We start from the raw sequence: 13,823 nt of genomic DNA, 5'->3' as shown, positions 1-13,823 counted from the left end.
TTTTCTTACCTCCGCTGTTTTTCCGCCCAGCCCTCAAGATTACTCTGGCGTGAGCGCGCTACTCCAAGAGAACCAGGGGGAACGTTTTTGGTAATCGTTGACCCGGCCGCTATATAAGAACCACGGCCAATAGTAACAGGAGCTACCAGATTGGTATTGCAGCCAATAAAAGCCTCATCTTCGATGGTAGTGCGGTGTTTATGCTTGCCATCATAATTAACCGTAATCGTACCTGATCCAATATTTACACCAGCCCCCATATCGGTGTCGCCGATATAACTAAGATGAGGTATTTTACTCTTCTCACCAACAACTGTATTCTTTACTTCCACAAAATTGCCGATTTTGGCGCCATTTTTTATTTCCGTGTTCGGCCGTAAATGGACATAGGGCCCTACAGTTACATCTTCACCAATTACACAGTCATGGGCATACGTAAAATGCAGTGTGGAACGAGGGCCGATAACCGTATTCACGATACGGCTATTAGGGCCAAGCACTGCGTTAGCGCCGATTTTACTATTGCCTTCTATCCATGTAAAGGGGTAAATAATACTGTCAGGACCGATCTCAACCTGTGCGTCAATAAAGGTACTGCCCGGGTCCATAATCGTGACGCCACTGTCCATGAGCAAATCCAGCTGCCGGCGCCTGATTATTCCTTCGGCCTCAGCCAGCTGCGCCCGGGAGTTTATGCCCAGGGTCTCATGGTAGTCAGGGGCCGCCACTGCCCATACCTTATGCTGATTGCTGTTTAAAATGGCAATGACATCAGTGAGATAATACTCGCCTTGGGCATTATTGCAGGTCAGGCCGTCAAGCGCGCTGAGCAATTCTTTGGCTGCGAAGCAATAGATACCGGTATTAACCTCGTTTACTGCCAGTTCAGCCGGATTAGCGTCCTTGTGTTCAACAATTTTGACAACCTGGCCCGCCGGATTGCGGATTACCCGTCCATATCCGGCCGGATCAGGCATAACTGCGGTAAGTACAGTCGCCACAGCCTGCGCGCGGCAATGCTCGTCATACATCTTTTGCAAAAGTGCTCCGGTCAAAAGCGGCGTATCACCGCATAATACCATCACCGTACCATCAAATACCGCCAGCTGCTGCCTGGCCTGCATCACGGCATGCCCGGTACCAAGCTGTTCTGCCTGCACAGCAAACTCTGCCTGGCCCGCCAGTGCGTCCGCTACACTCTGAGCACCAAAACCAATGACAACAACATTCCTGACGGCGCCGGCGTACTTGGCGGCATCAAGCACCTGCTGAACCATAGGTTTACCACCAACCTGGTGCAACACCTTCGGCAAAGCCGACTTCATACGGGTGCCTTTACCAGCTGCCAGGATGATGGTCATCAAATTCGACATCTATATACCTCCATTCCCGATGGTTGTTAACGATCAGGATTGCTCAATCTGGAACAAGTAATATCCCTTCGACACAAAATATCATATTCCTTTAAGGTATGCAAATAAAACAGCTTTGGCCTCCAAACGAACGTTTAAATAATCTCTACCTTATACTGCTCTCGACGCAGGGATGCCATAATGTGTTCAGTATGAAGAACATCTCTTGTCTCCAGCCCAATCTCGACAACAGCCTGGCCCAACGGCACATGCCGTTCAACCCGGTCATGGGAAACATAGAGAACATTGGCCTGCAACCGGGCAATAATAGCCAGCAGCCGCTGCAGACTGCCCGGCCGGTCTACGACAACAGTCTGAAGACGCACACGCCGGCCGGCCTTCACCAGACCACGTTCAATAATCCGGGATATAAAATTAACATCAACATTCCCACCGGAAATTACACTGACAAGCTTGCCCTTGGCCGGAATCCGGTCATGCAAAATAGCAGCAAGACTAATGGCCCCGGCCCCTTCCACCATCAGTTTGGCCCGCTCCAACAGCATCAGAATTGTGCCGGCAATTGCTTCATCATCAATGACAAAAATATCATCCACATATTTTTCGATCAGCGCAAAAGTCAGGTCCCCGGGAATTTTAACAGCAATACCATCAGCAAAGGTTTCCGCGTCCCTGGTTGTTTTAATGGCATGCGCCTTTTTGGACATATACATGGCCGGTGCCCCCTGGGCCTGCACGCCATACACTTTTACATGCGGCGCCAATTCTTTCACGGCCACAGCAATACCGGCAATCAAACCACCACCGCCAATAGGCACAACAATGGCATCGACATCTTCCAGATCCGCTAATATTTCCAGACCAATGGTCCCCTGCCCGGCAATAACGGCATGATCGTTAAAGGCATGAATAAAGGTCTGGCCGGTTTCGGCCTGAAGTTCAATCGCTTTGGCATAGGCTTCATCATAGACGCCTCCGGCTAGGACAACCTCAGCCCCATAGCCCCGGGTAGCCGTAATCTTTGCCAAAGGCGCAATCTCCGGCATGACAATCGTGGCTTTAATCCCGGCTGCCCTGGCACCATAAGCGACGCCTTGGGCATGATTGCCCGCCGAAGCGGCGATAACCCCGCGCAGCTTTTCCTCCGGGGTTAAGCTCTTAATTTTATTATAGGCACCCCGGATCTTGAAAGACCCGGTTTTTTGCAGGTTTTCTAATTTTAAATAAACATCACTGCTGGCCAGAGAACTAAAAGTACTGCTGCGATCAAGAGTAGTATGATGAATAACGCCAGCCAGCACCTCCCTGGCTTGCTCAATATCTGACAGTGTTACACCGGTCATAGGATTAAACACCTGTCTGCCCCCTTTACACGAATAATCGGCTTACACTTACAGCCCGTAAGATCACATCAGCCGGTCGTAAGCACCGGCCTGATATCTGTTACTTTAGTATGTTCATGTACATCATGTAAAATAAGCAAGGCCAGATAGTCTTCCACTAATTTGGGCTCAGGCTCGGCGGTGGCCACAAGTACACCGATACCACACACCTTAGCCCCTACCTCCTGGGCCAGATCTACCATGCCCCGGGCGGTGCCGCCGGCTTTCATAAAATCATCGATAATCAGTACCTTGGCCCCGGCCGGCAGGGCCCGTTTAGGCAGCGACATGGACTGAATGCGTTTGTACGATCCGGTTACATAGTTGATACTAACTGCCGAGCCCTCAGTTACTTTGCTGCCGCGCCGCACAGTAATCAGCGGCAAGTCAAAGGCCCGGGCGGTCATAAAGGCCAGCGGAATCCCCTTAGTCTCAACTGTCAGGATATAATCGGGCGATAAATGGGCCAGACGTTCCATAAATATCTCGCCTACTTTGACCATTAGATGCGGGGTAAACAGTAAATCTGACATATACAAAAAACCGCCGGGGATAATACGGTCAGGTTCAGCCAGCCGCTGAGCCAGTGCCTGCAGCAGCCTGTCGGTCTCTTGGGGCGATACTGCAGGAATAAACCGTATTCCGCCGGCTGCCCCCGCGACTGTCTCAATGGTTCCCAGCCCAAAATGCCCCAGGGTTTCCTTTATGGTGGTAATATCTTCACAGATTGTTGATTTAGCGGCCCCAAACAGCTCGCTAAACTGACTGAGTGAAAACAAATGCCGGGGCCTGTCTGCAATCAGCTTGGTTAATGCAGATACCCGCTCCATTTTCCGTACTTTATTCATTCTTACTGCCTCCACAATCAAGGAAATACCGAATATTTTCTCCTAAATATATTTTTTTATTCACATTCTCTATAGACGCGGCAATTCCTGCCCGGCAGCGAAAAAAAACAAAAAACGCGGATTATCCGCGTCTTTAAAGACTTTGTATAAAACAGCTGCGCACTAATTCCAAATCGCTGGGTTTGTCCACATCAATGCCAAGCTCGGCATACTGCGACCGAATAACCGCACCTTTGATCCCTAAAATATCGCCAACCCTTTTTTCCACTTGCTTTAGTTTAAGCCTGCCGAAAAGAAACTGCACAACAAAGGTCCAGCCTAACAAACAGCATAACTTAAAGGGGTTCTTGCGATGAGCAATAATTCTTTCCGCCACCGTCATACACGGTGCCACTATTTTAGGATTGACCAGGAAAATATTCCCCCCGGTAAAAGTCCCTTCCTGTAAGCGCACATAAGTACGCTTATTCCCGGGAAACCGGTATTCATGGTCCTGCCGGGTAACGATAGGATAATATAAATCGGCTTGTATACCGGCGCACTGTGACAGAAAATCTTCGACAGCCGTTGGCGTTAACAAGGGAATATCGGCCGTCACTACCAGTGTCAGGTTTTCATGTCCTAATGCTTTCATCCCTAAGCTGATGGTTTCGATGATCGTCCGGCCGCCAGCCACAATGACTGCTTTGTCCGGAAAGGAGCATTGGGTCAGTTCTCGAACCGGACCGGCAATAAAGATGCGGGATACCTGTGAACTGGCCGCCAGAGCACTGGCCACAAGTTCAACCATTGGCTTACCGGCAATATCAATCATCGCCTCATAAGGCTGGGATGTATAACGGTTTAGGTGCTCATTGTTTTCGCCACCAGCTAGGATTATAGCATCATACATGTGAATACACCCTTTCGAGATTTAAGTCTGACGGCGTTCGTTCAGATCCTGGAGCAGTGTCTGCTCTGAGTTTTCCATATGTTCGCGGGCCAGCTGCTGCGCCAGATCGGTGTCCCGGCTGGCAATCGCTTCCACCAGTCGGCGGTGCTCTTCTACTGATTTTTGCATCCGGCCCGGATACTGAATCGAGATTGACCGAAAACGGGTAAACTGCTCTCTAAGATTATTAATAATACCCACTAACCGGTCATTCCGGCTGGCCCTGTATAAAATATCATGGAATTGGCTGTCAGATTCTACGATTTTGTCGGCATCGTCCTCTTCAATCAACTCGCCAATCTCGACCAGCAGACGTTCGAGTTGTTCAAGTTCATCCTCGGTAATGCGTTCAACGGCAAGTCCGGCTGCCAAAACATCAAGAGCTGTCCGGATTTCAAAGACTTCATTAATATCTTTGATTGACAGATCAGCCACATAGGTTCCCCGGCGGGGAATCATCACCACAAACCCTTCCAGTTCCAGTTTTCTAATCGCTTCACGGACCGGTGTCCGGCTAACCCCCAGTTCTTCAGCCAGCTGAATCTCCATGAGGCGCTCGCCAGGCTTCAGCGTGCCATTTACAATCGCTTCTCTGAGCGTTTCCGCCACAACTTCCCGCAGCGGTTTATAGCTGTCTAATTTAATCGGTACCAATCGCCTCTCCACAATCACTCCACCTTTGATACAGTTTTTGCCACAAATACTTCCGGCACCCCTTGCGCCTTTAACTGCCCGGCAATCTTTTCAGCCTGGCGCTGGCAGCCGGCAAGACCGAATACAGTAGGGCCGCTGCCTGACATTAATGCCGCCATGGCCCCGTATGTCAACATAGCATTTTTTATTGCTGCAATTTGCGGATACTCCGAAATTGTGACACTTTCAAGAACATTTGTCAAACGGCCGGCTACACCGGCAAGGTTTCCCTGCGCAAGATTTTCACACATTGCATTAATATCCGGCCGGACTCTGATCTCATTAGCCGTAAACCGGCCATACACCCAGGCGGTTGATACCGCAACCGCCGGTTTGGCTAATATGACATAACAGTCAGGCAGCGGCGGCAATGGCCTTACAATCTCTCCCCGGCCTGTTGCCAGCATTGTGCCGTTATACAGGCAAAAAGGTACGTCTGATCCCAGTTGTGCTGCTAGTTTGCTGAGCTCGTCCACGCTCAGGTTAAGCTCCCACAGCTGATTAAGTCCCCTGAGCACTGCGGCGGCATCGGCGCTGCCGCCGGCCAGTCCTGCCGCCAGCGGAATTTGCTTATCCAGGTGAATGTGTACGCCCTTGCCGGGTTTCGCATATTCCGCCAGCAGCGCGGCGGCACGATAAGCCAGGTTGCTGCCATCTGCCGGCAAACCCGGAATAGTAACACTAAGATCAATGCTTGCCGGCTGTTCAGTTAACACTATTGTATCGGCAAGACTAACGGACTGCATGATCATAGCCACTTCGTGGTAGCCATCAGGCCGTTTCGAGAACACATCAAGCGCCAGATTAATTTTAGCATAGGCTTTAAGTGTCAGCATACCAGACACCTTAGGCACTTAACTGTTTTAAGGTTATTGTTTCTTGTGAAGTCAGAATCCGGTCAATTTCCAGCAGGATAAGCAACCGGTCGTCAAGCTTGCCTACACCTTGAATATATTTGGCATCAAGAATAAAGGTCGGCGGCGGCGGTTCCACACTTACTGCCGCCAAACGGACCACTTCGGTCACAGAATCCACAATAATCCCTACAGTCTGTCCATCAACCTCGACGATGATAATCCGGCTCTCATCATTATAGCTGGAAATCTCTAGCTGAAAACGTTTTCTTAAGTCAATTACGGGGATAATCCGTCCGCGTAAGTTTATAATACCTTCCATAAAGGCCGGCGTCTGCGGCAGTTTAGTTATGGGAACCAGGCGATTTATCTCCTGAACCTTGGTAATAGGCAAGCCGTATTCTTCTCTAGCCAGACGAAAAACCACCAGTTGCAGTTCCTGATCAACAATTAGGCTACTTGTCTCCATCCCGGGAACACCTCCACATACATCTTACAGTATTATATTCTACCTGCTCATGTATTTGCCTGCAACTGCCAATTTTCCCGACAAATTTTTTTTCTTACCCTTCAACCCGCACGCCGGCAACGACCAGTTCCTGATACTCGGCTTTAACCCCGTCGTGGCCGGCAGCATCAGTTTTATAAAAACTTGTTATGGTTTCCAGAACTACCCCGTACTGCTCGTAAAAGACAGCAACCAAATCACCCTGTTCAGCCTGCGCCAGGGCCGCCGTCACCGCTTCACACTCATCAAGGACGGTTGTAATCCGGTCTCCAGCCAAACCGGCTTCCAGCGCGCCCTGGATAAGCAACGCCGCCGTCTCACCCGGCTGCCGGCCGCGCCGGTCTGCATCTTCCTTGATATACAGTCTGTCAAAACCCTGTCCTGCTTCACGGCCGAAACGCACAATGATATCATCACGCCGGTCACCCGGTGCCGCAATAACACCAATCAGCCGCTTAGGCTTGAGGCGCCGCAGCGTACTCACCAGGGCCTGACAGCCGGCCGGATTGTGAGCATAGTCAACGCAAACCCGAAAGTCGCCAATATCCATCAGCATAAGCCGGCCCGGGTTTTCGCAAAAACTGACAAGTCCTTGGCAAATTTCTCCCGGCTGCAGGCCCTGGCACCAGCAAGCAGCGGTGGCAATTACCGCATTCTGAACATTATGCCCGGCATACCCCTGCAAGGTCAGCGGAATGTCGGTGATGTTAATAACCGGCTGTTCATTCTGCCCCCTAGCCAGGTAAATCACCCCGTTTTTAATAAAACAGGCCTTGCCGCCTTCACCTAAGTGGCGTCTGACAATGATATTATCAGGTTTTGCGCTAAAATAAACAATTTCCGCTTTTACCCGTGATCTAAGGGTCACGATCCGGAGATCATCAGCATTAAGAAGTACCGCACCATCAGGACGCACGGTTTCGAGAACCAGTGATTTAATATGCGCTAAATCATCGAGATCTTCAATACCATCCTGACCAATATGGTCTTCCGTAATATTGGTAATAACCCCAACATTGGCAGCATCATAGCCCAGGCCGCCGCGAATGATCCCCCCCCGTGCCACTTCAAGCACGGCAACCTCAACTGTGGGATCGGCCAATACCATGGCCGCACTTACCGGCCCGGTGGTATCACCCCCGGCAATACATTCCTGGTCCACATAAATGCCGTCAGAGGTAGTCATTCCTGTTTTATGGCCGGCGAGACGGAAAACATGGGAAATCAGCCTGGTCACTGTTGTTTTACCGTTCGTACCGGTAACCGCTATAATGGGAATCCGGCCATCACTGCCTGCGGGAAACAAATAATCGACAATAGCGGCACCAACATCCCGGGCTACGCCGGCACTCGGATACAGATGCATCCGGAGACCGGGGGCGGCATTAATCTCAATGATGGCGCCATTGTTAAGAGTTAGCGGCCTTGTAATGTCAGGCATTACCAGATCAACACCGGCCACATCCAGGTCGACCAGCCGCACTGCCCGTTCCACCAGCCGTACCGTATCAGGATGGATAACCTCGGTTACATCGGCCGCGGTGGCGCCGGCGCTTAGGTTTGCATTATCCCGGATAAATACATATTGCCCCGCTTGGGGTACAGACGCAGGCGTCAGGTGCTGCCTGGCCAAGGTAGTGCTGGCAGCGGCGTCCAGCTCCAGCCGGGTTAAAGCCCGGCTGTGGCCTGAGCCCCGTGCCGGGTCCAGGTTCACTATATCTGCCAACTCAGCAATTGTATGGCTGCCGTCGCCAACTACATGCGCAGGTATCCGTTCAGCTCCGGCAACCAGTCTGCCATTAACCAGGCACAGCCGGTATTGACGGCCTGCTATATACTCCTCTACCAGAACCCGCCCATCATACTGAGCGGCAAACTGAACAGCCGGCTCAACCTCGTCTTCACTCCTGATATTAAGGGTTACCCCTTTCCCATGGTTCCCTCCGGCCGGTTTAATAACAACAGGCCCGTCAATAGCCGCAAATGCCGTCAGTGCTTCAGCGCTGCCGGCAACAACATACCCGCTGGGCACAGGGATGGCATTCTGGCGCAACAGTTTATTCGTGAGATATTTATCGCCAACTAAATCAACAGCTACCGAACTTGTCCGGCCGGTAACAGTGGCCCAGACCCGCTCTTGCCTGCTGCCATAACCCATAATGAGAAAATTATTATCATAATCAGGGCGTAATATAGGAATACCGCGCCGCCTGGCGGCGGCATAAATTGCCTCGGTACTTGGTCCCAGTCTAGCTTCATCACCAACCCGTTTCAACCGCGCTACCAGCTCGGGCACATTAAATTCCCGGTTCCTGAGCACAGCTGTAAGCAGGCAGTAAGCGCCTTCGACAGCGGCCAGCCCGACCGGGCCTGATTTACAGCCAATAACAATCTGGTAAACACCCTGCTGGCCGGCACCCCGGGTCTTGCCAAAGGCTGACATATATTCCTGACCGGCCAGCGTTTGCAGTTCCAGGGCAACATGTTCAAAAATATGGGCCAAATAGGTTCCTTCCCGTAAGCGTTCGGCAAAACCGCCGGCATACCCACGCGAGCAGGAGTGCTGATTCAGTCCAGGCAATAAAGCCAGCAACCGCGCCACAAAGCCGGCAATAGTATTACTGGCAATATCCTCATAGGCGCCAATATCAAGCAAGGCTTTGATTACAGGCCGGTAGCTATATACATTGGGCCCGCCAATAAAGCGTGAATATATTAATTCCATGAGTAATCCTCCCTAACCTAGTTTAGAGTATGCTGTAAGCTGAAGCGGCAAACGCAGGTTTAAGTCAAAACCATAGCCTGCCGGTAAAATATGCAGTAAAACATTGGATATAACCAAAGGTTGATTCTGATTAGACTCTGATATATTGGAGAAGATTATATTTTTACCATCAATAATAGTTACTGTCTGCGAGCCGACTACCTGGCACACCCGGTCAGGGCCAACAATAAGTGCCGTATCTTCGTCAATCCCAATACCCATCATATGGGGATTCTGGGCCACTGCGGACAACAACCGGTTAATCCGTCCCCGCTGGGCAAAATGCTGATCAACAACCGCCTCACGCAAAAAACCCATGCCCTGAGCCATACTAAGCGATGATTTCTTCGGGGAATCATTGGAGTGACCACCCACAATCATAGTTTCGCTCATTACGGCGGCACCGGCACTTGTGCCGGCAACAACCGCTCCCTGCCGGAAGGCAGCACGAATGGCGGCGTCAACTGCCGAGCCGCCTAAGATACTTGTCAGCCGCAGTTGGTCGCCGCCTGTGAAAAATATGCCTGTGGCATTTTTAATAATCTCAGCCTGCTGGGTTTGATTCGCGGTATCCCTGTTGGCAATAGCCAGCAGGTACACCGATGCAGCGCCCAGCAAAATAAACAGTTCTTTATATTCACTGCCCACAACACGGGGTTCGTCAGTAGCTGTGGCGATAATTACGATCAGGCTGTCCCGCCCGCCCGCCATGTCCACAAATTTGCGCAGAATCATACATTCGCCTGTTTTATCTTCATGACCACCGATAATAAATAAACTGCCCGGTGCTTCGTGTTGCTTCTCTGCCATTTTTTTACTCATTTGTCTGAATATCTCCTGTTTTCACCTTTACTCCTATTTTTACCAGAAATACCAGATCTTTATACTCTTAATTACGCTGACCAATTATAGGTGATCTGAATATAATGAAGCAGAGAAATCGGGAAACGGAGGTTTACCAGCGATGAATGTAAGAATAATATATCTCCCGGAATCGTTAAAAACCATTAAACTTGCCGAAGATGAGCGTTATATCACCTATTGCCAGAATCAGTCCGCTGAGGTCAGCGAGGTAACACTGGCCCCTCGTATTGACAGGGCCAGCAAGGTTCTGACCAGAGCCAATATCCTGCTTGTCAAGTCCCAGCGGCAGTTAACCCTGTTTGACGGCAATAGCCCCCTGCGGCAGTATCCAGTGGCAATCGGTAAGCCGTCAACCCCTACCCCGCTCGGCAATTATGCAATCGCCACTAAAATTGTGAACCCCGGCGGAATTTTAGGAACACGCTGGCTGGGACTTAATTATGATGCTTACGGTGTTCATGGCACCAGTGCTCCCTGGCTGATCGGCAAAATGGTGTCAAATGGCTGCATCCGTATGCATAATGCTCATGTGGAAGAGCTGTTTGCCCTAGTTAATGTTGGTACGCCGATGTATATCAGGGATTAAATCGGTCAGCTGGCGCATTACCCAATCGACCTTACCGCACCGGGCCACCAGGAACTCCAGTAAAGCCTGGCGCTCACCGGGCTCAGGCAGCCACGCCTCCGGTATAGAGTCAATGAGCTCAGTAAACTTATCACCGGGAATATCCTTAACCGCCTGCACATATTTAAAGAAATGGGTTGGTTTCAGGTAGTACTTAAGCAGGACACCATAAGACCGCCGGTGATTCAAAGTTATATTATCTGTCAGATCTTTAAGCATCTCAGTTGTCCATCTTCCCCGGCGAAATAAATGAGAATTATCGATCGCATAGAGCTTATAACCAGAGTTTTCTCGCCTGATCAACAGGTTTTTGCGATTTTTAGTGCGATCAGGATTATGAAACAAGTGGTCAAAAAGCATGACCCCGGCCATTTGCTCTTTATTTACAGCCCGGTGAAGGTTATATTTAGTTACATACCCGGCTCCTTTTAAATACTCACAGCCAAAGTGCCAGCCCGGCAGTACCCCGGCAGCAGTCAGCCGTCCGCTGCGGCCAAGGACTTCAGGAGAGATCTCGATCGGCCCCCCTGGTGGAAAACAAAGATTAAGCCATTGCCCAAACCGGGCTGCTAATAATTCATTTACCAGCACTTTAGCCCCCAGCCGATTAGCGGATAGTTTGACAACACATATCTTTTTCTCACACTGGTTGGTTTCAGCCCGGAATAATTGGGGAGACGTCGCCCCCAAGCCTACTGGACCCAGATATTCAATCGCCCGATACATCTAGCCAACTCCTCTCCCTTATCCAAAATCCCGGCAGCGCCAGCTTCCGGGATTTCTCATTAGAAAAACTTGGCTTATGCCAGTCCTTTGGGACGCCGGTAGAAGCCGCCGGTGCCCTTTAGGGTAAAGATTTATCCCTTAGATAGCAGCATCGAATTTTTATAAATTCTGCTGGGGTTAAGAAAAGACTTGGCTTGTGCCAAGTCCTTTAGGACGTCGGCAGAAGCCGCCTGTGCCCTTTAGGGTATAGTCGTTCTTACTTATGATCAGAAAACGATATACTTTCTGACCATGTAAAACAATACCCAGGGATTTTCTTCATCCCTGGGTCGTTATCATTAGTCTTCTGGATCAAGGAGTGCCATTAACCAGCCAGCTGGCAATCCAACCAGTTGTGGATCCATCAGACAGTATAACTTTGTACCATCCGAAAGCCTGCTCTCTTACATTTAACGTTGTACCCCTGTTAACCTTGGTGACTACAGGGAAGTTAGTGCCTGGTCCGGATCTGATGTTCACATTATTGCCATTTACAGTTACCGTACCGCTGACATTGGTGGGCGTTCCGGCCGAAGGAATAATCGGGCCGGTAACAATTACATTCTGCTCACCGAAAGCCTCGATATCACCGCCACCGGTTTCGGAGGCCGATACGGTCTCATTGTCAAACTGGCTGGCACTGGCTTTATCGCTTGATCCGGAACTTGAGAGCACACCAACCTCATCGATAGGGCTTAATGCGTATACATCCATTTCCGTGGTGGTAACCACTCGGGTCCAGACTTTAAGTACAATCGTAACATGCACTTTACGCCTATCGTGATGGCAGTGAAAATCATAATCCACAAACTCAACAACGACATCGGCCGTCGCCTTCATTTCCGGCTCAGCACCATCGACTTCAATATCCCGCGTCCAGCGAATATGCCGTTTCTCAAAAGCATGCACCGGCTGGTTGGGCAGGTCGGCCACATACATGACCTTTACTTCCAGCTCACCGCGAATAATGACCTTATCCCTGATAACATCAATTTTAGTAATTTCTAATTCTTTTACATATACGTCAACCACTTGTTCAATGTCCGGCTTTTGTGTTGGTACGATCATATCAAGTTCCACAACCCGCTGGGCCATTTCGGCCCCCAGGACCTGCTCAACCTCAATAGTCTCCGGCCCCGGTTCCGGGCAGCCGCATACCAGTTCTGAACTTTCAACTGTTGTTACACCTGAAACCGACTTGGTTGTTGTGGATAAAGTATCAGTCGAGGCTGATACTACCCTTGTTTTATCATCATCCATAGTTTCCCCCCCTTATTAAGGCTTTTGTTCTGACTGTTAGCCCTTTGGTTTGCTGGGCAGGCTGCTGGTACCGATATTTACTTCGCGGTCAGTCATAACCTTAGCCGTGACCTTCAGGATCACCGATACATCAAATTCCCGGCAATTGTGTTTATGATGGTGGTGATGATGCCCGCCGCAGCCGTCATCGTGGTCATGGCAGTCATGGTCATGGTCGTGGTCGTGGCAATCATCGTCGTCATGGTCATCATCGTCGTCGCAGTCAATAGGTTCAAAATTCTTGTACTTGTACGCGCGATGGTGATCATCCACATCATAGTCAACAAACTCAACAATTACACTGGCCTCAGCATCCATCCCCCTGCGAGCACCGGGAATATCAATATCAAGAGTCCATTTATAATGCTTGATTTCCACAGCATGAACAGGCTGATCAGGCAAGGAGGCTACATAAATAGCCTTGATTTCGAATTCGCCGCGAACTATAACTTTATCAGTAATAACATCAACACTGCAAACTTCTACTTCTTTGACAAATACATCGACAATTTGCTCAATCGAAGGTTTCCTTTCCGGAACAACCACGTGAATATCCAGAGCTTTCTGTTTTTCCTTTTCCCCTATTATTTGGCGCACGATAATAGTTTGCGTTTCCGCACCAAGAGTGCAGTTGTTGTTGGCTCTATCGTTCATGCAGATTCCCCCCTTTTATATTCTAGTTATATATATGCCTGCTCTAATTTTTATGTGACAAAAAACTAAAAAACGGCAAAGGACAGCAACCCTGATCAAAAGCTGTTAGCGCAGGCACATCCTACCTATTACTATGAACTAAGCTCCCAAAACAGTACTGATAAATATGTATTTATTCGTATTGTAAGTGAGCGGCTGCTCTCACTAGTTTCTAATAAAAAGAATGTTATGCATAAATCAACATAACATTCTCTCAGTATTCT

General features: G+C 49.7%; 13 protein-coding genes. 1 reads left to right on the top strand and 12 read right to left on the bottom strand.

The window, feature by feature from the left end; genetic code table 11:
* Positions 1-5 precede the first annotated feature (5 nt).
* The 9 genes from glmU to SPTER_RS23350 form a co-directional block, all read right to left on the bottom strand.
* Complete coding sequence (glmU, locus tag SPTER_RS23390) at positions 6-1,373, bottom strand: bifunctional UDP-N-acetylglucosamine diphosphorylase/glucosamine-1-phosphate N-acetyltransferase GlmU (protein WP_144352586.1); 1,368 nt, start codon at positions 1,371-1,373, stop codon at positions 6-8.
* Positions 1,374-1,507: 134 nt separating this feature from the next.
* Positions 1,508-2,716: a threonine ammonia-lyase gene (gene ilvA / locus SPTER_RS23385; RefSeq protein WP_144353061.1), complete on the bottom strand. Its 1,209-nt coding sequence runs from the start codon at positions 2,714-2,716 to the stop codon at positions 1,508-1,510.
* A 68-nt stretch (positions 2,717-2,784) separates the two neighbouring features.
* A complete protein-coding gene (gene purR, locus SPTER_RS23380) occupies positions 2,785-3,603 on the bottom strand; it encodes a pur operon repressor (protein ID WP_144352585.1) in 819 nt (272 codons plus the stop codon).
* Between the two features lie 133 nt (positions 3,604-3,736).
* Positions 3,737-4,495, bottom strand: coding sequence for a nucleotidyltransferase family protein (locus SPTER_RS23375; protein ID WP_144352584.1), 759 nt, complete (start codon positions 4,493-4,495; stop codon positions 3,737-3,739).
* Between the two features lie 21 nt (positions 4,496-4,516).
* Positions 4,517-5,200, bottom strand: coding sequence for a GntR family transcriptional regulator (locus SPTER_RS23370; RefSeq protein WP_144352583.1), 684 nt, complete (start codon positions 5,198-5,200; stop codon positions 4,517-4,519).
* 2 nt (positions 5,201-5,202) lie between these two features.
* Positions 5,203-6,063, bottom strand: a complete 861-nt coding sequence (ispE, locus tag SPTER_RS23365) for a 4-(cytidine 5'-diphospho)-2-C-methyl-D-erythritol kinase (RefSeq protein WP_144352582.1) — start codon at positions 6,061-6,063, stop codon at positions 5,203-5,205.
* A 10-nt stretch (positions 6,064-6,073) separates the two neighbouring features.
* Positions 6,074-6,550 carry a chemotaxis protein CheW gene (locus SPTER_RS23360; protein WP_144352581.1) on the bottom strand — a complete coding sequence of 159 codons (477 nt, stop codon included), beginning with the start codon at positions 6,548-6,550 and terminating at the stop codon, positions 6,074-6,076.
* A 94-nt stretch (positions 6,551-6,644) separates the two neighbouring features.
* Positions 6,645-9,314, bottom strand: coding sequence for a cyanophycin synthetase (gene cphA / locus SPTER_RS23355; protein WP_144352580.1), 2,670 nt, complete (start codon positions 9,312-9,314; stop codon positions 6,645-6,647).
* A 12-nt stretch (positions 9,315-9,326) separates the two neighbouring features.
* Positions 9,327-10,175, bottom strand: coding sequence for a cyanophycinase (locus SPTER_RS23350; RefSeq protein WP_246105412.1), 849 nt, complete (start codon positions 10,173-10,175; stop codon positions 9,327-9,329).
* 142 nt (positions 10,176-10,317) lie between these two features.
* On the opposite strand from SPTER_RS23350, the gene SPTER_RS23345 reads away from it, so the two are divergent.
* Complete coding sequence (locus SPTER_RS23345; protein ID WP_144352579.1) at positions 10,318-10,803, top strand: L,D-transpeptidase; 486 nt, start codon at positions 10,318-10,320, stop codon at positions 10,801-10,803.
* Here SPTER_RS23345 and SPTER_RS23340 read toward each other — a convergent pair.
* The 3 genes from SPTER_RS23340 to SPTER_RS23330 all read right to left on the bottom strand — a co-directional run bounded on the left by SPTER_RS23340 (position 10,765) and on the right by SPTER_RS23330 (position 13,560).
* The gene (locus SPTER_RS23340) at positions 10,765-11,568 is read right to left on the bottom strand and encodes a HipA family kinase (RefSeq protein ID WP_144352578.1); all 804 of its coding nucleotides are present in this window, start codon (positions 11,566-11,568) and stop codon (positions 10,765-10,767) included. The genes SPTER_RS23345 and SPTER_RS23340 overlap by 39 nt on opposite strands.
* Positions 11,569-11,919: 351 nt before the next feature.
* Positions 11,920-12,867 (bottom strand): SPOCS domain-containing protein, encoded by a 948-nt coding sequence (locus tag SPTER_RS23335; RefSeq protein WP_144352577.1) that lies wholly within the window; start codon positions 12,865-12,867, stop codon positions 11,920-11,922.
* Positions 12,868-12,903: 36 nt separating this feature from the next.
* Positions 12,904-13,560 carry a DUF3794 domain-containing protein gene (locus SPTER_RS23330; RefSeq protein WP_144352576.1) on the bottom strand — a complete coding sequence of 219 codons (657 nt, stop codon included), beginning with the start codon at positions 13,558-13,560 and terminating at the stop codon, positions 12,904-12,906.
* Positions 13,561-13,823 lie beyond the last annotated feature (263 nt).

The organism is Sporomusa termitida, assembly GCF_007641255.1.
GTDB classification, from domain to species: domain Bacteria; phylum Bacillota; class Negativicutes; order Sporomusales; family Sporomusaceae; genus Sporomusa; species Sporomusa termitida.
The sequence above is the reverse complement of the archived record's forward strand: the minus strand, read 5'-3'. Positions and strand labels throughout refer to the sequence as shown.